The following is a 23402-nucleotide window of genomic DNA, read 5'->3' on the forward strand; positions in this document are numbered from 1 at the left end:
AAAGCGTGCCCTCAAGAGATTAATCTCCAGGAAGACGGCAAATGATAGATTCGGTGTAGCTGCAGGAGAGGCAGATGCGTTCATCGCTTTCAGACGTTTCGACAAACACATGGCGGCACCGGCTTTGCAGAAATTGTACCTGCTGCTCAAGCTCCCGAACCTTATTCAGCAGTGCAAAAACAAGAATATTGCAATTAGGAATACAGCTTTGAGCCATTTTCAACAAACTCCTGAGCCTTTTGTTTCATACCTTGCTCTGCATCATCTTGAACGCCGCCAATGTCTCTAGTGCTTCCGTGCATTTTTCGGATATCGTGCGAGATGCGCATTGAGCAGAATTTCGGACCGCACATGGAGCAGAAATGCGCAGTTTTAGCACCTTCAGCAGGCAGCGTTTCGTCGTGGTACTCACGCGCACGCTCCGGGTCGAGCGACAAGTTGAACTGATCTTCCCAGCGGAACTCAAACCGTGCTTTGGAGAGCGCGTTGTCACGAATCTGTGCCCGCGGATGGCCTTTGGCAAGGTCGGCCGCATGCGCTGCGATTTTATAGGCGATAACTCCTTCGCGCACATCGTCTTTGTCCGGCAGCCCGAGATGTTCCTTTGGCGTCACATAGCAGAGCATTGCCGTACCGAACCAGCCGATCATAGCGGCTCCGATCGCTGATGTGATATGGTCATAGCCTGGCGCGATGTCAGTCGTGAGAGGCCCGAGCGTGTAGAACGGCGCCTCGCCGCAGATCTCGATCTGCTTGTCCACGTTCTCTTTGATCTGATGCATCGGTACGTGTCCTGGGCCCTCAATCATCACCTGCACATCGTGCTTCCAAGCGATTTTTGTGAGTTCGCCTAGTGTCTCCAGCTCGGCAAACTGTGCTTCGTCGTTCGCGTCAGCAATCGAGCCAGGGCGCAGCCCATCACCGAGCGATACCGCAATATCATACGTTTTTAAAATCTCGCAGATTTCTTCAAAGTGCGTATATAAAAAATTCTCTTCATGATGTGCAAGGCACCATTGCGCCAAAATCGAGCCGCCGCGGGATACGATACCTGTCGTACGCTTGGCGGTCAACGGAATGTACCGCAAAAGAACGCCGGCATGAATCGTAAAATAGTCCACGCCCTGTTCCGCCTGTTCGATGAGTGTATCGCGATACACTTCCCATGTGAGATCTTCCGCAACGCCGTTTACTTTTTCAAGTGCCTGATAGATTGGAACGGTGCCGACTGGAACAGGAGAGTTGCGCAGAATCCATTCACGCGTGGTATGAATGTTCTTGCCTGTCGACAGATCCATGATTGTATCCGCACCCCAGCGCGTCGCCCACGTCATTTTTTCAACCTCTTGTTCGATAGATGAACTGACCGCAGAGTTTCCGATGTTGGCGTTGATCTTTACATGAAAATGGCGGCCGATGATCATAGGCTCAAGTTCCGGGTGGTTGATGTTGCTTGGAATGATGGCGCGGCCGGACGCAACCTCTTTTCGTACGAAATCGGGTTCCATTCCTTCACGAATAGCAATAAACTTCATTTCAGGCGTAATGATGCCGCGCTTGGCATAGTGCATCTGCGTTACATTGCCGCCGTTTGCTGCACGCAGCGGGCGAAAGTTCGTGCGCGGGAACTCAGCAAGATTAGCACGCGGATCTCCTTCAAGCTTAAACCCATTGTCTTCAGGACGGATATGGCGCCCTTCGTATTCCTCCACATCTCCACGTTCGCGAATCCATTCAAGGCGAAGCTCAGGCAGCCCGCGTTTTATATCAATATCGTAATTTAGGTCTGTGTAGGGACCGCTCGTATCATAGATGGTAATCGGTGCGTTTTCCTCTTCTCCAAAGCTGCCAGATGTCGGATGCTGTGAGATCTCACGCATCGGCACCCGTACGCCGTCCTGCTCTAGATACACTTTCCGGCTCATTGGAAATGGAGCCTTCAGCTGTACGTTCACGTCATGTTTTGCCATAAAAAAATTCCTCCTCATTTTTCATGATTCGGAATTATGCCAAATAAAAAGCCGGACTCTGAAAACATCAGAGAACCCGGCGGGAATGTGCGATGAGCTGCATATGTAGAAAGAAGCTGATGAAATATATCGAGCTTCGGCTGCGCCCTGCTTCCCTCCGCTGGCATAATCCAGATCAGGTTCAAAGGGTCAAAGAACTTCAGAGCGTTCTAATCTCAGCCTGGCTCACAGGCTCCCCTAGCAGAAATGCTATGAAATTATGTCTATCATACAGAAGCAAGAGCGCATGTGCAACTAAAAGGCCAGAGGGGCTCGGGGTACGGTACCTTTTAGGAGAAGCAGCGTCATAGAGGCTTTTTCATCAAAAGGTACCGTACCCCCATCAGAAAATGCTACACTAATACCGAAACTAAATAATAATCAACACTTCATGGTGCTCTTGTTTCACAAAGTAAGAGCTTAATAGGGAAGTTCGGTACATTCCGACGCGGTCCCGCCACTGTAAGAAGGAGCTTTCTCCCAATAGCCACTGTTCTGCTCATAAGCAGAATGGGAAGGGGGAGAACGCGATGATCTTAGCCAGGAAACCTGCCATGAAGAAGAACACTAGCAACCTACGGAAGATAGGGAGGTGTGGCGCAACGTTATTCATCTATAACGCTTATTTGTGCACCTGTTCTGTTTTTCATCCAGAACAGGTGCTTTTTATTTTATTAGAAAAGGAGTCTATTAAACATGACAATCCCAAGTAACAGTGTTTCTTCAAATCAATCATTTACCATTCAGACTCGGCTCGTCATTCCTCCGGATACCAATCACATCAATACCATCTTTGGCGGACAGGTGCTTTCGTTTATTGACGAGATCGCTGCCATTACCGCTATGCGCCACAGCAACTCTGTCGTCGTAACGGCCTCGATTGACTCGGTCAATTTTGTCGGGTCAGCTAAAGTCGGCGATATCCTGATCCTGCAGGCGTTCGTCGCCTCGACAGGCCGTACGTCGATGGAGGTGTACGTGGAGGTTTTTTCTGAAAACCTGCTGAAAAAAGAGAAAAAGCTGACCACAACATCATTTCTGACGATGGTTGCAGTCAACGAAGACGGCAAGCCATGTGTGGTGCCGGGTGTGATTCCAGAAACAGAGCAGCAAAAGCTGCTGTATGAGACAGCGGCTGTCAGACGCGAACAGCGCAAAATGCAGCGCGAGAACGGGGGAATGCGGTGAATGGTCCGAATAGTACGGTGTAGTTAAATTGACATTAATTGGTTCTGGCTAAATAATAAAGGTGCAGAAAACTAGTTGGGGTACGGTACTTTGGGTACCGTACCCCAAAGTACCGTACCCCCAACACAAGGAGGACTTGAAGATGAAAATCGAGATTAAGAGATTTGATCATGTGCAGCTGTGCATCCCGGCTGGGGCTGAGGATGAGGCGCGAGCTTTTTACAGCGGCATTTTAGGGTTTCCTGAGAAAGAGAAACCAGAGTCATTAAAGGGAAACGGCGGGGCTTGGTTTCAGGCAGGTGATATTGAGCTTCATGTCGGCGTTGAGAACCGTGACAGCTATAACAGCAAGAGCCATCCAGCGTTTGAAGTGGCTGATGTTGAGGCGGTGCGTAGCTACTTAGAGGAAAACGGTGTTGAGACATTTAACGAGAAACCGATCCCGAACGTGTCCCGGTTCAGCTTCCGTGATCCGTTTAACAACCGTATTGAATTTTTGTCTAAATCCTTATAAATACACAAAACCCTGAACTCAGCCGGTTTCATGGCGGTTCAGGGTTTTTTCTAAAAGTTATCCAGCCACTTTACAGCTTTATCATACTTTTCTTCGTCTTTATTCATCAAAAAAGTGACAGCCACAGTCAGCAGGATAAGAAGAACACTGTAAATCACACCTCCCATAGAAAAAGCTTGAAGGAGGTGGAAGCTGTGGTCAGGGATGAGCAAGAGAATGCTTGCCGAGACGATGAACACCGCCACCGCGAGCACCAATTTTTTCAGCAGCACAGAGTGATGTTTCATGTTCTTTTCCCTGATCTTTCCTATGACAAATAAATAAATGAAGATTAATAACCCATCCAAAATAGACAAAATAATGTCCATTTGCTTAATTAGCTTTTGCCTTCTCCAACTGGCTGCGGAAATCCGCAAGCACTTTTTTACGCTTTTCATAATCAGCCGGATCGCCGTCTTCCCAAAGCGGAAGGTCACCGCCTGCGTCGATGAGCTGAATCGCTTTGTTTTTTACTGTATTCTGCAATGCCTCGTTCTCGAGCTGAAGCGCAGCAACGGCGATGTACAGCAGCGCCTCATACGGCTGGCGCTCCTCATCGTCATCATAATCGTCTAACTCGACGAGCCATTCGTTCAAGATGAGCTGTGTCGCCTTTTCAGGTGCCATCCCCTCATCCATGAAATGGTTCCAGTCCTCCTGCACATCGCACGAAAAATCGTCTTCCCACAAATCTGTTCCCCACGTGCCCAACGCCATTCCTCCTCAATCGTAATCTTTCTTTTTCCATTCGTCCTCTGGCATGTCAAATCCTTCTCCGGAAAAGCGCTGTTCACGGAAAGGGTCGGCATAATTGTGAAAACCGTTCTGCTCCCAAAAGCCGGGGCGGTCGTCGCGCATGAACTCGATGCGGCGAATCCACTTCACGCTTTTCCAAAAATATAGATGAGGCACGATCAAACGCAGCGGATAGCCGTGCTTATCGGTCAGCGGCTTGCCGTCAAAGGAATGGGCGAGCAGAATGTCATCACGCATCAGATCCTGAATCGGTATGTTGGTGTCATAGTCATGATCGCCGTACGCCATCACATGCCTCGCCTCAGGATCCACATCAATCGCTTTTAGAAAATCAGAAAAAAGTACCCCAGTGAACGCATTATCAAAGCGCGACCATCGCGTTACGCAATGAATATCCTTAACGACGGTCGTCTGCGGCATCGCCATAATATCCTCGAACGTGAACGTTTTCGGTTCTTTCACGAGTCCGTCGACAGTGAGCGTCCAGTCGGATAGCTCGTACTGCGGCACCTCGCCTTCATGCAGGATCGGAAACCTTTCTGTCAGCACCTGACCCGGCGGAAGACGGCCATCTAGCCCTTCCGCCGCTTCCGGCACACGCATCTTTTTAATACGGTCAGCTTTTTTCATCTCATTCCTCCCCATAAGAAAAGCCCCTTTCTGCTAATAGAAAGGGGCGGCTGTATGTACATCCGTTCCTCTCATCTTTCAGCGTTTTTTTTATCGCTGTTAGAATTAGCACCGTTTCTATTTTACGATAATAAAATAGATGGTTGCCGGGCTTCATCGGGCTAAATCCCTCCGCCTGCTCGCAATAAGAGTGTTCTTAAAATTTATGAAAAGTATGTCATGATGAGCACTCTTTGTCAATGCTGCATCCAGCTGATGACTTTTATGCCAAGCCAGTACGCCGCAGTGATCCATATAAGGATGAACAGCGCGCCAATAAACCAGTTTTTCGGTTTGCTGGCATTGGCAATTTCAGCCGCCTTTGCTCTGTGCTTATCGATTATTTGGGAAGGGATAAGCTTCAGCGCGAGTGCGATGCCAAGCGGAACAAGGATCAAATCGTCTAGGTATCCGATTATCGGAATAAAATCAGGGATCAAGTCGATCGGGCTGAACGCATAGGCGACAACGATGATTGCTGTGATTTTTGCATGCATCGGCACCCCAGGATCGCGGTAAGATAAATACAGCACGAACAGCTCGCGTTTTAGCAGTCGAGCTTTCAGTTTTAGTTTTTCAAGCATCGTTTCTTTCTCCTTCATAAAAAAACGGCGCCGCATCATCTGCAGCGCCGCCGTTGACGTTATCTTACTCGTTTAAAGAAATACAGAGCCACTAGTATTACTGCTAGTATAATTAAGATCTTCATCATGTACAATCATCCTTTCGTAGTTAGGCTATTACTTTGCTCTCTAATACTTTGATTCCCTTTTTCGAGGTCTTTTAATCGTTTTAATTTTAAGAGTTTAGGATGTGTTCTGGAGGGTACACACTACTATGGCCAAATAATAATCAAAACCCAAAAGGAGATGATTGCAAGATGGCTCAGAACAGCAAGAACAACAGAAGTGATGCAAAGATGTCTAGGGAAGAAGCGGGCCGCAAAGGCGGAGAAGCTACCGCTCGGAACCATAACAAAGAGTTTTATCAGGAAATCGGTGAAAAAGGCGGAGAGGCAACCTCCAAAAACCACGATCGCAGCTTTTACGAAAAGATCGGGCGGAAGGGCGGAGAAGCCGCCAGCCGGAACAACACAAACAAGTAAATAAGTGGATTTTAGACTGCCAGCACATCGGCAGTCTTTTTTTATCTTTATAATATTTGTTTATTCGACAGAGTTTGACGTACAATAGATTCATAACTGTAACTTTAAAAGTATTTGAGGTGAAGAAGTGGGCCAGGTAATACCTTTTCCAATACCAATTCCTAAAGTTACACTGACAAAATCCGAGAGCGACGAGTATTATGAAATTAAAGACGCGATCGAGATGGCAACAGATGAAGAAGACATCATCCACCTGCAGAAGCGCGTCCGCGCATTGCTGGAGAAAATAGAAGAACGCCAAAAGAAAAACTAAAACCGTCCGCGAATTTTCTGCGGGCGGTTTTTGTGTTCTTAAAGTATTGAAAGAAGCACAACTTCTTTGCTGGTGACGTTAATAAACGCTGCTCCGCTGTCAGACGGCAATCCTCTCAAACTTCCTCTTGCACTTCCTATATCGCAAATCTCTTTGTTATGAATGGACTGTTCGTCGAGCGGCGCAGAAATAATGGCATTCTGGCTGTCGTAAGGACCGTGAAAATAGGCTTGCTGTTTATAAACGGCGATGGCAGTTGCTCCGTGGAGCTGTTCAGCTGTCTCAATAACGGCTGTTTTATTTTTTCTGTAATGAAGGGAGACAAGCGGGAAATCGTAGTATGGGAAAAGCCAAATATCACCGTTCTCGCCAGGGCAGATGGCATAACAGTCATCGATTATCACACGGTTATGATTATCATGGCGATAACGATAAAGAACCTCTCCGTTTTGGCTAAACAGCACAAGGCCATTAGTTGATATACCCTCGCCATAAACTCCTTGATCAAAATAGCTGATCCAGATGCCGTCAGCTGTTACCAAAACATCTCTGATACAGTCGCCTCCGTGAAAGCTTGAGAGAAGTCCAGCCTCCAATGAAACGATATGAATGTTGGGACGGTCATTGTCGGCAAGTGTTTCGGCGAGCAAGATTGTGTTCTCCGTCAGCCACCGAACTTTGGAAAACGAAATTTTGGTTGTGAGGGTGAGAGCTTCGCTGTTTTTGTAAAACACCCTGCGGCGGTTTTTACGCACAACTGCGATATAGCCATATACATGATGATAATCCGCATCAATTACTTTTTCGGTTGATGCAGCAGTATGTATAATCTTCTCCTGAATCTCCATTGTTCTTATGTTCCTTTCTAAAAAACTAATCGGGGGTACGGTACCTTTACAATTGAAGCCGACAATTGTAAAGGTACCGTACCCCCTCATTTTATTTTTTAAAGTAGCGCTTGCGCCAGAAGAAGAAGGCAGCTGCGCCTGAGAGCATGAAGGCGAGGCTGAGCATGATCCCGAACGCATGCGGGTTGTGCTGGTACGGGATCGGAATGTTCATCCCGTAAAAGCTAGCGACCATGGTTGGCAGCGCGAGAATGATCGTGAATGACGTTAAAAACCGCATCTCAAGGTTCAGGTTGTTGGAGATAACAGAAGAGAACGCATTCGTCAGTCCCTTCAAGATGCTGCTGTAAATCTGACTCATCTCGATCGCCTGCTTGTTCTCGATGATAACATCCTCAAGCAGCTCGCGGTCTTCTTCATACATCTTCAAAAAGTTCATGCGGAGCAGCTTCTCGAGTACCGCGTCGTTAGATTTCAGTGACGTTGTAAAGTAAACCAGAGATTTATCGAGGCTTAGCAGCTCAAACAGGTCCTGGTTCTTCAGTGTCTGTCGCAGTTCTCGTTCGATCGTATCTGTTTTGCGGTTGATCTGCCTCAGATATCGCAGGTAATATTGCGAGATAAGCTGCAGAAGCTGAAAGATAAAGCGCGTCTTTTTATAAGTGTAAAAGTTGCGCACTTTTCGTTTAACAAACATCTCGATAATTGGATTTTCCTTCAGACAAACGGTAATAAAGTAGTTTTCGCACGCGATCATGGCGAGCGGGAACGTATCATACGCGTTTTGGCCATTTTCATCTTGTTCGATGAGCGGGATATCGACGATGACACTCACTGTATCATCTTCTTTTTCAATGCGAGAACGTTCTTCTTCATCTAGCGCGTCGCGCAGGAAGTCAGGGTCGATGCCAGTTGCATGAACCACATGTTCAATTTCTTCGGCAGTTGGAGCGATAAGATTGATCCAGCAGCCTTGTTCTATAGTATCCAGTTCGGTTAATGAATGATGTTTATTTGATAATATTTGCAGCATAAGCGGTAACCTCCTTGCAACTATCACTAATCCACTATACCGCTATTTTCCCCCTGCCAGCAAGACAGCAAACATGAGCATAAGGGGCGGGGGTACGGTACCATTTCCCGTAGCGTCAGGAAATGGTACCGTACCCCCGCCTAAAGATGCTGGATGCAAAAGGGTTTTAGAAAGTATGTCCGTTCCATATGGACAAAAACAGTGATTGTCTTTTTGCGGTACCGTACCCCATAATAAAAATATACAGGTTATTTTTAACATAGGAGATAAATTATGGGTGTAAGGTATAAGGGGATGCTTCTGGCGGCGGGTCTGCTGCTGCTTGGGGCTTGTTCGGATCGTACGGAAATGGTAAGCACTGCGGATCTGGCAGATATAAAAATAGATAATAGTGATAGCACTGCCACGAATTCAGCAACGGAAAATTCAAGCTCCAATGAAAAAGAAAAGGACTTGGTTCAGCATATAGAAGAAGAAACATCAAAATCAGCTTTATCCATACAAGCCTTAGTCGAGAAATACACTCCGATAACACCTCAGCAATGGGGAGAGAACGTAACGGGTGTTAAAACACAGCTGGATACAGCAGACAAAGTGATTGCTCTGACACTTGATGCATGCGGCGGAGTATATGGAAGCGGCTATGATAAGGATTTGATAGAATTCTTGAAGCAGCATAAAATCCCAGCGACGCTTTTTGTGAACAGCCGCTGGATCGACAAGAACGAAGAAGCTTTTTTATCACTTTCGCAGGATCCGCTTTTTGAGATAGAAAACCACGGAACAGAACATAAGCCGCTGTCGGTTAGCGGCAAGTCTGCTTATTCTGTTCAAGGAACAGCAACCGTAGAGGAAGCCATTCAGGAAATAGTAGAGAATGAACAAAAGATAGAGAAGCTTACTGGCAAGGCTCCAAAGTTTTTCCGTTCTGGCACAGCACATTATGACGAAGTGGCCGTACAGATCGCAGAAGAACTCGGTGAAACAGCCGTCAACTACAATTTATTAGGTGATGCTGGTGCCACATTCTCAAGCGAGCAGGTGAAAGCTGCATTGCTCGCAGCCCAGCCTGGCTCAATAGCCTTGCTTCACATGAACCAGCCGGAAAGCGGGACAGCAGAAGGGATCATGCAGGCGGTGCCGCTGCTGCTCGATCAGGGGTTCCGGTTCGTGAAGCTTGAAGATCATAAGCTGAAATAACAAAAGAATGGGGTCCGGTACCACGAGTACCGGACCCCATTTCGTTATTAAGCTTACTGAGCTACTGCCTTGCCTGCGTTTATGCGTCCGTGTTTGAAAAGTGTACCGGACCCCGTCACCTTATCTGATGTGCTCTCGAGTGCAGTGCGGATCTGTGCAGCGTTTTTTCCTTGTGATGCAAGAAGGCCTGCAACACCCGCGACTACTGGAGAAGCCATGCTAGTTCCGCTTAAGCTTTCGTATTTTCCGCCAGGAACGGTCGAGTAGAGGTCTACACCTGGTGCAGCTACGTCAACCCATGGACCATAGTTCGAGAAATACGCGATCTGGTCGTTTTGATCAGTTGCTGCTACTGCGATTGCATTTTCATAATACGCTGGGTAGCTAGGAACCGGCGTGCTTTCGTTGCCTGCTGCAGCTACTACAACCGAACCCTTGCTTGCAGCATAGTTCACGGCATCTTCCAATGTTTTTGTTCCGACCGGACCGCCAAGGCTCAAGTTAATAACCTGTGCACCGCTGTCTGCAGCGTGACGGATGCCTGCTGCTACATCGTCAAGCGTACCGCTGCCGTCTGCATCCAGTACACGCTCCGCAAGAATTTGTACGTTAGGAGCAAGTCCTGCAATACCGACACCGTTGTTCGTGGATGCTGCTGCAATCCCCGCCACGTGGGTTCCATGAATGTTTTCGTCCATCGGATCGTTATCATCTGTAACAAAATCTTTCCCCTTGATGACTTTTCCAGCTAAATCAGGGTGATTATAGTCAACGCCAGTATCAACGACGGCGATTTTAACGCTGGAGGAACCGCGAGTCACATCCCAAGCCGCTTCCGCTCCAACCTTTTGAGGAGCATATTGTTTCGTTGAGTAATCAGGGTCATTTGGAACATAGCTTGCCGTATATGTTGCATTTGGTTCGGCATATTCTACGTCAGGGTTTGCCTCATATTCTTTCACAGCGTCAGCTACACTGCCTTCTGTGATTTTAACAACACTATAAGCGCTGTAATTCTCTTTAATAGAGTCGTTAAGCTTGGAGACGACGGCTTTTTCCTCAGTAGATGAAACACCATCTTTATATTTTACGATAATTTCCTTAGGTGCTGATTTTGACTCGTATTTTTCTGGTATCGCAGCAGCACTTGCTTCTGACGGAGCAGCAAGGCTGACTATAAGAGCAAGAGAAGCATAACCTGCAGCAAAACGTTTTAACATGACTGATCACTCCTTCTTCTAAGTTGCTTTCAAGGTTAACACAAAAAACAACAGGGAAAAGAGTTTCTTTTTTAATTTAACAAATCCTTTAAATTATCTTAAAATAACGCAAAAGTAATAGAATATTCTGAAAAATAATTTATGGAAACGCTGACATGGAGTAAATACGAACCAAATAAAAAGCAGCATATGGATAATAGACGGAAATTGGAAAAATAAAAAAGGTAGAATGTTACCACGTTGGGAGGAGGGGGGGTACGGTACCATATTCCACAAGAGGCGCCGCTTCGCAGTTTTTTGGAAATGGTACCGTACCCCACAAGAAGATAACCGCATGAAAAAACCACCGTTCTTTAAACGATGGTTTAAAAAAAGCCTCCGGGAAATCCGGAAGCTTCTAAAGCTTATTCTGCAGCAGGCTCACCGAATTCTTTATTGTTCAAATTCGTTAAGCTTTCTGCAATGAGTGCTTTTACTGAATCATATTTGTCAGTTGCTGCTTTGATCAATGATGCATCAAGTGTTGCGCCTTTTTTCTTGGCGTCTGCCGCCACTTTGTTCATCTCTCTTTTCGCCTGATCGAGCTGCTTTTTAAGTGAAACCAATTTATTGTTGAACTCCGCATAGCGGGATTCTTCTTCATCTTCTTTGTCGCAATCCTTTTCATCATCGCCGTCTTCATTTTCGCCATCTTCATCATCACTATTAGAATCGGCAGTGCCTGTTTCCGGTGCTGGCTCTGCTGGAGGTTCTTCCTCTTCTGCAGGCTCTTCAGCATAGTAAAGCTCGATTTCTTCATTAATCGATTTTACTTTGTATTCGATTCTTACCAGCTTTTTATTAAGCTCGCGGTATTTGTTTGTGTACTGCTTTTTAAGCTTAGCCTTCTTTTTTGCTTCCTCTTTTTTCTTTCGTTCTTTCTCTTTTTTCTTTTTGTCGTCCTTCTTCTTCTTTTCCTGTTTCTTTTGCTGCTCATGCTTCTTGCTGTGGCTTTGCTCTTTTGCGTAAGAGCCTGCCGGTGCACCGAGCATGACCGCTAGTGCCAGAATGGCAGCAGCAAATTTCATCATCTTGCTTTTCATTACCTCATCCTCCTAGGATATTAAAATAGGCAAAGGCAGCTGGCTGGCGTAGGCGTTTCTAATATGCGCCCGTAGCCCCTATAGCTTTGTGCCACCAGATTTCTCTGGTTTTACCATTAACAATAGTTTACAAATTATTTAAAATAATGGAAATAGTATGTTCGACCTATTTCGACACTTTTCATATGGGGGTACGGTACCATTTCACGCCATAGAGCACCATATCGGCATATTTAGTAAATCGTACCGTACCCCATAACTATATTTCCTACAAAATCTACCAAATTAGACCCATTGCGCGATGTAGAGAGCAGGCTTTACACTAATTGTATGAATATTCTAACTTTTAGGAGGCTGCTCATTTGAAACGGAAGAATATGTTCAAGATGCTAGGTTCGGCTGCACTTGTTGTGACTCTTGCTCTGCCTGTTTACAGCGGTTCCACGGAATTATCCCCCAAAATGGTACAAGCTCAGGTGTTTGACGCGAAGGTAAAAGCGGATGATTTTTTAAAGAAAAATGCAGAAAAATACAAGCTTCATCGTGATCTTTCAGGGCTTACCTATTTAAATACGATCGAAACCAAGGCCGCTACATACGTGCGCTATCAGCAGACGGTGAACGGTGCTCCGGTTTTTACAAAGCAAGTAACGGTTACCCTTGACCGCAGCGGCAACGCGCTTATGGCAGTCTCAGATTATACTCCGTACACAAAAATAGAAGAGGCGAAACAAAAGCTGGCGAAAAATGATGCGGAAAGTAAAGCGGCAAAGCATCTGGGCGCAGCAGCAGGCCGCTGGGCTCAGGATAAAAACGAGTTTGGCTATACGATTGAAAACGGCACGGCTGTTCCTGTTTACAAAGTGACCCTTCACGCAGAAGAGCCATTTGGGGCGTGGGAGGTGTACGTGCACGCGGGAACGGGAAAGGTGCTGAAAAAGAAGGATTTGAACCAAAAAGTGAACGGAACAGGTCAGGTTTTCATGCCGAACCCAATAGAATCCCAAGGGTCTGTAACCGGACTCGCAGATAACAATGACGCCGATTCTGCGGCACTGAACGCTCAGCTGAAAACTGTCACGCTGCAAGGGTTAAGCGGCAACGGCAAGCTGACAGGACAGTACGTGAACATCTACTCAAAATCTAAGACGTCGAGCGCCAATCATGTGTTCAACTACACACGCAGCGACAACCGTTTTGAGGACGTGATGGTGTACTACCATCTCGACACGCTGCAGCGCTATATCCAGTCGATCGGGTTTAACAACATCAACAACCGCTCGATTACAGCGAACGTGAACACGTATAAAAAAGATAATTCCTTCTATAGCCCGTCCACAAAAGAGCTGACGTTCGGTACAGGCGGTGTGGATGACGCAGAGGACGCAGGCATCATCGCGCACGAGTACGGCCACTCCATCCAGGACAACCAGGTGCCTGGCTTCGGAAACAGTGCTGAAGGCGGCGCGATGGGTGAAGGATTCGGTGATTTCCTTGGCGCGACGTATGAAGATGCAGCAGCGCCAAACAGCTTTGGTTCGGCATGCGTAGGAGAGTGGGACGCAATTTCCTATTCAAGCAGCAACCCTCCGTGTCTGCGTCGTCTTGATAAAAACAAAGTGTATCCGCGTGATGTCGTGAATCAGGTTCATGCGGACGGCGAAATTTGGTCGCAAGGATTATATGATCTAGCCGGAGCTCTAGGGCGCGACACGGCAACAAAACTTGTGCTGCAGTCGCACTGGTCACTGACGCCAAACGCCACGTTCAACGACGGAGCAAGGGCGATCAAGCAAGCTGACCAGCTGCTGAACGGCGGGCGAAACGCAGCAAAAATTGATTCTATCTTTGCTGCGCGCGGACTGTCAACAAACTAAGAGCAATGCAGGGGGTACGGTACCATTTGCAACAACTGCGCATGACAACTCAGCTAATTAAGAATGGTACCGTACCCCCAACCTCCAAACCAAAAAAAGGCTGTCTCAGCAGGTCATATTGGATGACATGCGGGGCAGCCTTTTTGTGTCTATGTATTAACCCTGGTTATGCTTGAAAAACGATTGTATAAGCGGCAGATCAGGAGGATTTACACTGTCTGGAAGGTTGCTCAATGGAAAGAAACGAACATCGAGCGACTCGCTATGATCAGCTTTGGGAACTCCGCTGTATTCCCGGCAAATAAAGACCGTCACCACATTATGAACCTCGTCGCCATTAGGATAGCGGTAATAAAATTCCGGGCCTGAGAATACGTTGAACAACTTCAGATTGGAAACTATGAGACTAGTTTCCTCGAATGTCTCTCTTGCAGCAACGTCCTCTAGCTTTTCACCAGGCTCCATCGCACCTCCAGGCAGTCCCCAGCATCTGTTGTCAGCTCTAAGCTGCAGCAGCAATTCACCTTTGTTGTTGATAAGCAGAACACATGCGCCGGGCATGATAAGCGGCCTGGTCCCGACTAGTTTTCTTAAATCTTTTATATAGCCCACCTTTTAATCCCCTTTGTATTGGAACTATCATATTGCTTACAGAGATATTCGGGGGTACGGTACCATTTCCTGCCGCGGCGCATCACACCGCAGTTTTTTGGAAATGGTACCGTACCCCACAAAACCCCACAAAAAATCCATCCTTGCAACCGCTTCCAATATGTTGTATGATGCAGGCAACACGTTATCCGAAACGTTTTGGAGGTAAGCATGACGACAATCAAAGATATAGCAAAGAAAGCGAATGTGTCGGTTACGACCGTCTCTCGCGCTCTGAACGGCTATTCGGATGTTAATGAAAAAACAAGACAAAAAATCATTGAGATCGCGAAAGAGCTGAATTACAGCCCGAACACGCTGGCGCGCGGACTAGTGATGAAGAAGTCCAAAACACTTGGGATGCTCGTTTCAGGCATGAATCGTGCAAGTACGAAGGACAACTTTACATTCGAAGTGCTGTCGGGCGTGAATGAGCTCGTTTCCGAAAAAGATTACGACCTTGTCCTGTTCAGCACAACAACGACGAAGCAGCGTGAGAAGACTTACTCTCAGCTTTGCCGCGAACGGCGCGTGGACGGTGCGATTTTACAAGGAATGAAGATCGATGATCCGTACTTGAAAGAGGTTATCGAAAGTGACATACCTTGTGTGCTTGTCGATATCCCGATTGAATCCGATTCGGTCGGCTACGTGACGACGGACAACGTTCTCGGCGCCAAAAAAGCAGTACAGCATCTGATCGAATCAGGGCATAAGAATATTGCGATGATCAACGGCCACGACCAGGCTTACGTCAGCATTAAAAGGCTGGAAGGCTACAGGCAGGCATTAGAAGAAGCCGGTCTGGAGTACAAAGAGGAATACGTCGTAAACGGCGAATTTACAGAAGCCACTGCCGAAACGGAGGCAATGGAGCTGCTGCAGAAACACCCTGAGATCACCGCCATTTTTTCTGCAAGTGACTTGATGGCACTAGGGATCATGAAAGCGGCGCGAACGTTGAACATTAGAATTCCCGAGGATCTTTCCATCGTCGGCTATGACAACATTCTGCTATCCTCGTATACTACGCCGGCACTGACGACGATTGCGCAAGACAAGTTCCAGCTCGGCTACAGGGCAGCAGAACTGCTCATCAATATGCTCGAAGGAACAGTTGATTCGCACGTCTGCATTTTGAAAACTGAACTCATCATAAGAGAAACAACAACGAACCGCTCATCCTGAAAAAATGGCGGTGTCATTTTTACTACAAAACCGAAACGTTTCGGATTATCCGGGCGTATTTTTTACTACATCTTTCCGAAACGTTTCGGATTCACCTGCAACTTAAGGAGGACAACATGGACTACAGAGTGATAAAAGACAACGACTTATTTTTGCTATCAGACACAAAGGGCAACATTCCAGCCGACCACCCGTACGGCCTGGGCTTGTATACAAAGGATACGCGGTTTCTGAACAAACTGGATCTGCGGATTAACGGTGAGGAGCCAATCCTGCTTTCCTCGGACGCAGACGAGAACTTTGTAGCAACGATCCTCCTCACGAACCCGCACATGGAAAAAGAAGGCGAGCTCATCCTTTGGCGTGAGTCGGTCGAAATGGAGCGCACCCGCTTCATATACGATGGCGTGCTCTATGAAACCATCAAAACGAAAAACTACTATCCGAAGCCAGTATCGTTCACAATCACGCTGCATGCGGATGCGGATTTCACGGACATGTTTATCGTCCGTGGATTCCAGAACGGCGATACAGGAAAGCGCACCGGCCAGACAGCTGCCGGAAACTCGTTCTCCATCCATTACATGGGGGCGGATGACGTTCAAAGGACAACCGCGATCTCTTGGGATCAAGAAGCGCAGCACGTCACGAACGACGGCAGCATATCGTTCGCGATCAGCCTCGGACACTCAGAGGAACATTCCGTAACATTCGCGGTTCAGCCGCACATCGGCGAAGGCTCACCGTCACAGCCGCTGCAAAAGGACGAGGCGTTCGCGAAGCTCCAGGAATCCTACAAGGAATGGGAAAACTCGGTTACACGCGTGAAAACAGACAACGAGCAGCTGCAAAAGCTGATCGACAGGGGAATCGGCGACCTCCGCGTACTGCTTACAGATCTCGGATTCGGCCGGTTTCCAGTCGCTGGCCTTCCATGGTTCGGTGTTCCGTTTGGCCGCGACAGCCTGATCGCCGCGCTTCAAATGCTGCCTTTCCAGCCAGATGTAGCAAAAGGCACACTGCTTACGATGGCACACTATCAAGGGAAAAACAACGATCCGTGGCGCGACGAACAGCCTGGCAAGATCATGCACGAGCTTCGTTTTGGCGAGCTTGCGGCAACGAACCAGATCCCGTTCACACCGTATTACGGTACGATCGACGCGACCCCGCTGTTCCTTGTTCTGCTGACCGAATATGTGAAGTGGACTGGCGACCTTAAGATCGTTGAGCAATTAGAAGAGACGATTGATGGAACGCTCAAGTGGATCGACGAATACGGCGATCGTGACGGCGATCTGTTCGTCGAGTACCATCAGGAGTCGAGCAAAGGCATCGCGAACCAGGGCTGGAAGGATTCCGGCGACTCCATCGTGCACCGAAACGGCGATTATGCTGAAACGCCGATCGCGCTCTCCGAGGTTCAAGGCTACGTGTACCAGGCGAAAACTGGACTCGCTGAGCTTTTCGAAAAAATTGGCAAAACAGAAAAAGCCGCTGAGCTCCGCGCGCAAGCTTCACGCTTAAAAGAAAAGTTTGACGAAGCGTTCTGGATGGAAGACGTCCAATTTTACGCGATCGCACTCGACAAAGAGAAAAAGCAGGTCGGCACGATCACTTCGAATCCTGGCCATGTGCTGCTGTCGGGTATGCTTGACAGCGACAAGGCTGAAGCCGTTACAGAAAAGCTGCTCTCGCCTGAAATGTTCTCAGGCTATGGTATCCGCACGATGGCAGAAGGCGAAGCGGGCTACAATCCGATGAGCTATCATGACGGAAGCATTTGGCCGCACGATAATAGCCTGAGCATTCTCGGCATGAGCAAAAGCGGACATCAGGATGCGGCGAACAAAGCGATAACAGGATTGCTGAACGCCGCTGCGCACTTTGAGTATGACCGTCTGCCAGAGCTGTTTTGCGGATATGACGACAAAAACGGCAAGAAAGCGGTCAAGTATCCGGTCGCTTGCTCACCGCAGGCCTGGGCGGCAGGGACACCATTAATATTCATTCAAAGCTTGCTTGGACTTTTCCCGGACAGCTTGAACAGTAAAATCTATCTTACTCCGGCACTTCTGTCGGACATGACCGAGCTGACGGTCGAAAATATCACGGCAGGCAAAGGGCATCTTTCTCTGACCGTCAAGCGTATCGGCAATGAAACAGCCGTTGTTGTCGTGGAGAACACAACAGGCTATGAACTAGTCATCAACCGTAATCACAGTGCAAAGACGCTTCATTAATTTTATAAAAATTGAGAGGGGTACTGAAAAATGATGAACAAAAAATGGTTTGCGGGGCTTGGAATCAGCGCGATGCTTTTAGGAAGCGCATTAACGGGGTGTTCAAGCGACAACGGCGGCAGTGAGCCGAAGGACGGAGAAAAAGTTGAGGTAACACTAGCTGGATGGGGCGGTAACCCGACTGAAGAGAAGCTTTTAAAAGAAACGCTTGCTGATTTTGAGCAGAAGCATCCAAACATTGATGTAAAGCTTGAAGTGATAACTGAACAGTACATGGACGTTATCAAAACGCGCTTGATCGGCGGAGAAGGTCCGGACGTATTTTACCTTGACGCATTTGAAGCGCCTGGTCTGATCAAGACAGGTGCGGTCGAGCCGCTAGATGAGTATGTAACAAAGGATTTTGACGTAGATGATTTCGAAAAGCCGCTGCTGGACGCGTTTAAGGAAGACGGGAAAACATACGGATTCCCGAAAGACTATTCCACGCTTGCTCTTTTTTATAACAAAAAAATGCTGAGCGACGCTGGCGTTGAAGTTCCGAAAACGTGGGAAGAGTTCACTGCAGCATCAAAAAAGCTGACAAAAGGCAAGGTAGCCGGGTTCGGTGCAGCGCCTGAACTGGCACGTGTTTACTGGATGGCAGAATCCAAAGGCGGTAAAGTCGTGACGGACGATAAAGCGTCATTCGCTTCTAAAGAAGTGGAGGCAGGTCTTCAGCCATTGCTTGATATGCACAACGTTGACAAGTCTGCAGTTGAGCCGAAGGAAGTCGGCGCATCATGGGGCGGAGAGATGTTCGGCCAGCAAAAAGCGGCGATGGTCATTGAAGGAAACTGGGCGATTCCATACTTGAAGGACACGTTTCCTGATGTGGAATACGGAACAGCAGAGCTTCCGACTGTTGACGGAAAGAACTCGACAATGGCTTATGACGTGGCATACGTGATGAACGCGGCGTCTGAAAAGAAGAAAGCGTCTTGGGAACTCCTGTCTTACCTGACTGGAAAAGAAGGCATGAAAACGTGGACGAGCAAAGGCTACGCGCTGCCGGCACGTCAATCGGTTGCTGAAGAGCTTGGCTTTGATAAAGACGAGCTGCGCGCACCGCTTGTAGCAGGCGCATCATATGCAACAGTTTGGCAGAAAGGTCCGAACATGCCGATCATCGTCAACAACTTCAACAACCAGTTCATGAGTGCATTCCTCGGCAAGCGTCCGCTCGGCGAAGCATTGAAGGATGCGGAAAAACAGGCGAACAAAGAGATCGAATAATGGAAATGGCGGTGCTTGCCATGTGCCGGCACCGCCAGAATTTTTCCTGAAGTATGCCGAGAAGGAGTGAGTGGCCATGCAAAGACAATCACGAAAAAAGATGCGGGAAATGGGGCAAGGATACTTTTTCATGTCCCCGTCCCTGCTCGTACTTGCACTATTTATCATCGGACCGATCCTTTACGTCGTTTTCCTTTCCTTCCATAAAGTGCAGCTGCTCGGAAACGGCAGCCTGGAGTTTGTCGGGCTCGACAACTTTTCACGGCTCGCCGATGACAGCCGGGCACAGATTGCACTCTGGAACACAATAAAATACGTCGCGATCGTCGTGCCAGCACAGACATTTCTTGCACTTGTGCTCGCCGCGACGCTGAACGCCGGTTTGAAAGGGCAGCAGTTTTTCCGAATCGTCTATTTTCTGCCGACACTGACGTCATCCGCTGTTCTGACGCTCATTTTTATGTGGATGTACAACAAAAACGGCCTGATCAACAGCATGCTTGAGGGAATTGGACTGCAAGGCTATAACTTCCTCGGTGACCCAGACATCGCGCTGAACGCGATCATGATCATGAACATTTGGTCGACCGCACCATTCTTTATGGTCATTTATCTCGCGGCACTGCAGGATATCCCGGAATCGGTTTATGAAGCAGCCGAGATCGATGGTGCTAACTGGTTTCAGAAGTTTTGGAAAATCACGGTCCCTCAGCTCCGTCCAGTCACATCGTTCGTTGCGATCATGGGGCTGATCGGAACGTTCCAGCTGTTTGACCAGTCATACATCTTCTCCGCGGGATCTGGCGGACCGGACAACTCGACGTTAACCGTTGTTCTCTTAATCTATCAATATGCGTTTAAAACGCTCGGCACGATGGGATATGCGGCGGCTCTCGCATTTATCCTAGCGCTCGTTATCCTGATCGCGACATTGCTGCAGCGCAAGTTTTCAAAAGAAGAATCGCTCTATTAAGAGGAAAAGGAGGGCTTCACTCATATGAAAAAGAAAAAAATCGGGGCAGGCAAGGTGCTGCTGTACGGCATCTTGATCGCCTATGCTATCACGACGCTCGTTCCGTTCCTCTGGGCGATTTCCTCTTCTTTTAAAACGCTTCAGGAAATTGTCAGCGGAACGATCAGCTTCATACCGAAAAACTTCACACTTGACAACTACAAGCAGATTTTCCTGCAGCAGGAGCTGTTTCCGCGCTGGATGTTTAATAGTGTAGTGATCGCGGTTTCGGTAACATTTCTGAATCTATTATTTAACTCGATGGCCGGCTACGCCTTGGCGCGTCTCGCTTTTCCAGGGAAAAAGGCACTGTTCATCATCATCCTCGCCGTCTTAATGATTCCGGCGCAGGTAACGATGATTCCTAACTACTTGATTCTAAAAAGCCTTGGCTGGCTGAACTCGTATCAAGGCATGATCGTTCCATCGATGATCAACGCGACATTCATCTTCATGATGCGCCAGTTCTTTATTAACTTCCCGAAGGAGCTGGAGGAAGCGGCCGAGATCGACGGTCTGAGCCGAGTGGGAACATTCTTCAGGATCGTCCTGCCGCTGGCAAAGCCTGCTTTAGCAGCACAGGCAATCTTCGTGTTCATGGGATCATGGAATGACTTCATGCGTCCGCTGATCATTATGACAGACGCTGAGATGTTCACACTGCCGCTTGGATTGAACACGTTCAAAGGGCAATACATCAGCTACTGGAACTACATCATGGCCGCATCTATGGTATTCACACTACCCGTGCTGGTCATCTACGCCTTCTTCAACCGCTACTTCATCAAAGGCGTCTCCTTTACTGGAGGGAAATAAAATTTTGGGGTACGGTACCAATTCCCGCCGCGGCGCATCACACCGCAGATTTTTGGAAATGGTACCGTACCCCATTCTCTATTATTTCTGTAAAATTATGTTTATTATTTTGATAATAGTGGAAGTTACGAAAATGAGTCTATCAACCTATTCTTTGGAACCGTGAAACCATTTAAACGGATGCTGCGTAAATGGGTATGTGGAAAACGCTAGGTGATAGATCGAGTGTCCGTTTCACACGGAAAAAAATGGCCATTTGTCTTTTTGGAGTACCGGACCCCCAATAAGACCATACTTTCTTACCATTTCCTGCGAATTTCCATATTCTATAGAAATTTTCCAAGGAATGCCGTATAGTAAGTAATCGTGAGTGCGGCGGCCAGTGATTTATGAAGCAGAAGTTATACATAATTTTCGTATCTGGCCCGTACTATTCAAGAGTGAAAAACTTTATTAGGAAAGCACAATTTAAGGAGGGCAACACATGCAAACGCAAGTGAACACACCGGCGAAATCAAGCAAGAAGTTTCTGATCATCGCACTCGCTGCGGTTCTTTTGATCGGAGGCGGAGCTGCTGTATATGCAATGATGATAAACACGCCGAAAAATCAGTATTTAATGGCGGAGTACAACACATACGAAGCGACTGCCGAGTCTTTTGACAACCAGTTCGGCGATCTAATGGATCTATCTGAAAAAGCACAGAAAGAAGCAAACGAGTCCGATACTCGCATCGGCATCGATATGGACCTTGGCGCGATGGGCGCGACTGGAATGGAAGCAGCTCTTGCACAGTCTCTTTTAAAAAGCGCTGAAGTTCAAGTGAAAACACAGCATGACCCGAAAAAAGAAGAAGGCTCGTTCAAGCTTGGAGTATTGATGAACGACTCTGAAATCGCTGGAGCGGAGTTTTATCAGAATAACAAACAGACGGCGATAGAAGTGCCTGAACTATACAGCAAGCACGTATATTTCGAGAACAAGCAGTTCGGCGACCTTATGCGCAAGTTCGACTCTTCATACGTAGGACTTGAGGAAATGCAGAACTTTTTCAAGGCATATGACAGCTATCTGACAGACGAAGATGCACGCGAAGAGATGGTTAAAGAGTATGCAGAAGTATTGAAAGATAACATTAAAGACGACAACGTAACGGAGAAAGACGCTGACTTCAACGGCGAAAGCATGAAAGCTCTTACTCTCACACTCTCTGAAAAAGAAGTGAAGGACATCCTTGTAGCGTATATCGAAAAAATTGAGAGCGACGACAAGCTGATCAACGAGATTGCAAAACAATCATCACTTTCTGGCGGATTTGATACGACAATGAGCGGAACTGCTTCAGAAAAAGATACGAAAAAGCAAATTCTTGACGGTCTAAAGGATGTTAAAAAAGGCATTAAAGAAGACGTTTCAATGCCAAAAGGCTTCAAACAGACGGTTATTATCAACAGCGATGACGTGATCGTGAGCCGTTCATTCGATTTTGAAGCAGGACCTAAAGACAGCCCGGACGAGATTGTCGCGTTCGATTACGATTCTGAATCAAAAACAGATGATAACGACAAAACAAAATCAAGCTGGAAGATGGTCATGACACCGAAATCTGGCGAAGGCACATTCGTTTTTGATATGAAAATGGACTCTGAGCCAAAAGGCGAAGGCATGAAGCGCGACATCAAGACAAAGTTCGAAATGACGGAGAACGGTGCGACTGACGGAGCCGGCTTCCACATCTGGGGCGAAGGCAATAAAGAGAAGTCGAAGTGGAACCTTGAAATGACGCCGGTCGGCGATATGGCCGCATCTGAGCTTCCTGACTTCAAGCTTCAGCTTGAGCACAAAGGCAAGCAGGACCTCGACAACGACAAGGCACAGCACGATTTTAAAACAACGATCGTCGTGAACGACCCGTCAATGGGCGGCGAAATGAAGATGGACCTGAACATCAAGTCCAAAACAACGTTCACTGACAAGCTGAAGTTCCCTAAGCTTAGCGGCGATAACGCGGTGAACGCAGCCGAAGCGAGCGACGAGGAAATCGGCGCGATCATGCAGGAAGTGCAGATGAACATCCAGAACTTTATCGGTGAAAACGCCCAGCTATTCCAAGGCGGATTCTAACATAGTGCATCAGAAGGGCAAGAATAACATTCACGTGTTATCTCTTGTCCTTTTTCACGCCCAGCCGGCATAAACTGTTGTATAAAGAAGAGCAAATAAAGCCTGTGAGAGGTATAATAGCGGAAAAAGGCATGTCCAAAATGTGAAGTTTATTTGGGACCCAATTTTATTGGCCATAAACAAGAATCTTATAGCCAAAACGAAAATTCTAATGTCCATAAATCGAATTCACTTGGCCG

The 23402-nt window shown here is 47.5% G+C and carries 22 protein-coding genes, 1 pseudogene and 4 riboswitches; of the genes and pseudogenes, 12 read left to right on the forward strand and 11 right to left on the reverse strand.

Annotation, left to right across the window (positions count from 1 at the left end; genetic code table 11):
• Nucleotides 1-19: 19 nt before the first annotated feature.
• Nucleotides 20-217 (reverse strand): hypothetical protein, encoded by a 198-nt coding sequence (locus CGZ90_RS12630; protein ID WP_094252861.1) that lies wholly within the window; start codon nt 215-217, stop codon nt 20-22.
• A complete protein-coding gene (gene thiC, locus CGZ90_RS12635; RefSeq protein ID WP_094252862.1) occupies nt 195-1970 on the reverse strand; it encodes a phosphomethylpyrimidine synthase ThiC in 1776 nt (591 codons plus the stop codon). Before thiC ends, CGZ90_RS12630 begins: the two co-directional genes overlap by 23 nt.
• A gap of 135 nt (nt 1971-2105) precedes the next feature.
• Nucleotides 2106-2219, reverse strand: a riboswitch (TPP riboswitch).
• Nucleotides 2220-2384: 165 nt separating this feature from the next.
• A riboswitch (cobalamin riboswitch) is annotated at nt 2385-2580 on the forward strand.
• Between the two features lie 125 nt (nt 2581-2705).
• Between thiC and CGZ90_RS12640 the strand changes: the two genes are divergently transcribed.
• The gene (locus CGZ90_RS12640; RefSeq protein ID WP_205727395.1) at nt 2706-3197 is read left to right on the forward strand and encodes an acyl-CoA thioesterase; all 492 of its coding nucleotides are present in this window, start codon (nt 2706-2708) and stop codon (nt 3195-3197) included.
• 142 nt (nt 3198-3339) lie between these two features.
• Nucleotides 3340-3711, forward strand: coding sequence for a VOC family protein (locus CGZ90_RS12645; protein ID WP_094252863.1), 372 nt, complete (start codon nt 3340-3342; stop codon nt 3709-3711).
• 50 nt (nt 3712-3761) lie between these two features.
• Here the strand turns inward: CGZ90_RS12645 and CGZ90_RS12650 are convergent, their stop codons facing one another.
• From CGZ90_RS12650 to CGZ90_RS12665, 4 genes are all read right to left on the reverse strand, one after another.
• The gene (locus CGZ90_RS12650; RefSeq protein ID WP_133063586.1) at nt 3762-3998 is read right to left on the reverse strand and encodes a hypothetical protein; all 237 of its coding nucleotides are present in this window, start codon (nt 3996-3998) and stop codon (nt 3762-3764) included.
• Between the two features lie 85 nt (nt 3999-4083).
• Complete coding sequence (locus CGZ90_RS12655) at nt 4084-4461, reverse strand: hypothetical protein (RefSeq protein ID WP_094252865.1); 378 nt, start codon at nt 4459-4461, stop codon at nt 4084-4086.
• A gap of 12 nt (nt 4462-4473) precedes the next feature.
• Entirely contained in the window at nt 4474-5136 is a 663-nt protein-coding gene (locus tag CGZ90_RS12660) for a sulfite oxidase-like oxidoreductase (protein WP_094252866.1), read from the reverse strand.
• 68 nt (nt 5137-5204) lie between these two features.
• A riboswitch (SAM riboswitch) is annotated at nt 5205-5327 on the reverse strand.
• Between the two features lie 45 nt (nt 5328-5372).
• Nucleotides 5373-5759 carry a YkvA family protein gene (locus CGZ90_RS12665; protein WP_240515427.1) on the reverse strand — a complete coding sequence of 129 codons (387 nt, stop codon included), beginning with the start codon at nt 5757-5759 and terminating at the stop codon, nt 5373-5375.
• Nucleotides 5760-6055: 296 nt separating this feature from the next.
• On the opposite strand from CGZ90_RS12665, the pseudogene CGZ90_RS12670 reads away from it, so the two are divergent.
• Together CGZ90_RS12670 and CGZ90_RS12675 are read left to right on the forward strand one after the other, a co-directional pair.
• Nucleotides 6056-6268 (forward strand): annotated as a pseudogene (locus CGZ90_RS12670) (KGG domain-containing protein); the annotation flags it as partial.
• 139 nt (nt 6269-6407) lie between these two features.
• Entirely contained in the window at nt 6408-6593 is a 186-nt protein-coding gene (locus tag CGZ90_RS12675; RefSeq protein ID WP_094252868.1) for a hypothetical protein, read from the forward strand.
• A 38-nt stretch (nt 6594-6631) separates the two neighbouring features.
• Here CGZ90_RS12675 and CGZ90_RS12680 read toward each other — a convergent pair whose 3' ends face one another.
• Together CGZ90_RS12680 and CGZ90_RS12685 are read right to left on the reverse strand one after the other, a co-directional pair.
• On the reverse strand, nt 6632-7441 hold the full coding sequence (locus CGZ90_RS12680) for a hypothetical protein (RefSeq protein ID WP_094252869.1): 810 nt from the start codon (nt 7439-7441) through the stop codon (nt 6632-6634).
• Between the two features lie 91 nt (nt 7442-7532).
• Nucleotides 7533-8474: a magnesium transporter CorA family protein gene (locus tag CGZ90_RS12685; protein WP_094252870.1), complete on the reverse strand. Its 942-nt coding sequence runs from the start codon at nt 8472-8474 to the stop codon at nt 7533-7535.
• 273 nt (nt 8475-8747) lie between these two features.
• Here CGZ90_RS12685 and CGZ90_RS12690 point away from each other — a divergent pair, with 273 nt between their 5' ends.
• Nucleotides 8748-9674, forward strand: a complete 927-nt coding sequence (locus tag CGZ90_RS12690; RefSeq protein WP_240515428.1) for a polysaccharide deacetylase family protein — start codon at nt 8748-8750, stop codon at nt 9672-9674.
• A 53-nt stretch (nt 9675-9727) separates the two neighbouring features.
• Here the strand turns inward: CGZ90_RS12690 and CGZ90_RS12695 are convergent, their stop codons facing one another.
• Together CGZ90_RS12695 and CGZ90_RS12700 are read right to left on the reverse strand one after the other, a co-directional pair.
• On the reverse strand, nt 9728-10894 hold the full coding sequence (locus tag CGZ90_RS12695) for a S8 family peptidase (RefSeq protein ID WP_094252871.1): 1167 nt from the start codon (nt 10892-10894) through the stop codon (nt 9728-9730).
• Nucleotides 10895-11298: 404 nt separating this feature from the next.
• Nucleotides 11299-11976 carry a hypothetical protein gene (locus CGZ90_RS12700; RefSeq protein WP_094252872.1) on the reverse strand — a complete coding sequence of 226 codons (678 nt, stop codon included), beginning with the start codon at nt 11974-11976 and terminating at the stop codon, nt 11299-11301.
• Nucleotides 11977-12007: 31 nt separating this feature from the next.
• Nucleotides 12008-12101: riboswitch (cyclic di-GMP riboswitch) on the reverse strand.
• 261 nt (nt 12102-12362) lie between these two features.
• Here CGZ90_RS12700 and CGZ90_RS12705 point away from each other — a divergent pair.
• A complete protein-coding gene (locus CGZ90_RS12705; RefSeq protein WP_379675167.1) occupies nt 12363-13853 on the forward strand; it encodes a M36 family metallopeptidase in 1491 nt (496 codons plus the stop codon).
• A 156-nt stretch (nt 13854-14009) separates the two neighbouring features.
• Here the strand turns inward: CGZ90_RS12705 and CGZ90_RS12710 are convergent, their stop codons facing one another.
• Nucleotides 14010-14465: an NUDIX hydrolase gene (locus tag CGZ90_RS12710; RefSeq protein WP_094252873.1), complete on the reverse strand. Its 456-nt coding sequence runs from the start codon at nt 14463-14465 to the stop codon at nt 14010-14012.
• 210 nt (nt 14466-14675) lie between these two features.
• Between CGZ90_RS12710 and CGZ90_RS12715 the strand changes: the two genes are divergently transcribed.
• The 6 genes from CGZ90_RS12715 (at nt 14676) to CGZ90_RS12740 (ending at nt 23163) form a co-directional block, all read left to right on the forward strand.
• Nucleotides 14676-15692, forward strand: a complete 1017-nt coding sequence (locus CGZ90_RS12715) for a LacI family DNA-binding transcriptional regulator (protein WP_094252874.1) — start codon at nt 14676-14678, stop codon at nt 15690-15692.
• Between the two features lie 116 nt (nt 15693-15808).
• On the forward strand, nt 15809-17935 hold the full coding sequence (locus CGZ90_RS12720) for an amylo-alpha-1,6-glucosidase (protein WP_094252875.1): 2127 nt from the start codon (nt 15809-15811) through the stop codon (nt 17933-17935).
• 30 nt (nt 17936-17965) lie between these two features.
• Complete coding sequence (locus CGZ90_RS12725; RefSeq protein WP_094252876.1) at nt 17966-19210, forward strand: ABC transporter substrate-binding protein; 1245 nt, start codon at nt 17966-17968, stop codon at nt 19208-19210.
• 76 nt (nt 19211-19286) lie between these two features.
• The gene (locus CGZ90_RS12730) at nt 19287-20183 is read left to right on the forward strand and encodes a carbohydrate ABC transporter permease (protein ID WP_094252877.1); all 897 of its coding nucleotides are present in this window, start codon (nt 19287-19289) and stop codon (nt 20181-20183) included.
• 24 nt (nt 20184-20207) lie between these two features.
• The gene (locus CGZ90_RS12735; protein WP_094252878.1) at nt 20208-21038 is read left to right on the forward strand and encodes a carbohydrate ABC transporter permease; all 831 of its coding nucleotides are present in this window, start codon (nt 20208-20210) and stop codon (nt 21036-21038) included.
• Between the two features lie 484 nt (nt 21039-21522).
• Complete coding sequence (locus CGZ90_RS12740; protein ID WP_094252879.1) at nt 21523-23163, forward strand: flagellar basal body-associated FliL family protein; 1641 nt, start codon at nt 21523-21525, stop codon at nt 23161-23163.
• The last annotated feature ends 239 nt before the right edge of the window (nt 23164-23402 follow it).

The sequence above is a fragment of the Fictibacillus aquaticus genome, assembly GCF_002245695.1.
Lineage (GTDB): Bacteria > Bacillota > Bacilli > Bacillales > Fictibacillaceae > Fictibacillus > Fictibacillus aquaticus.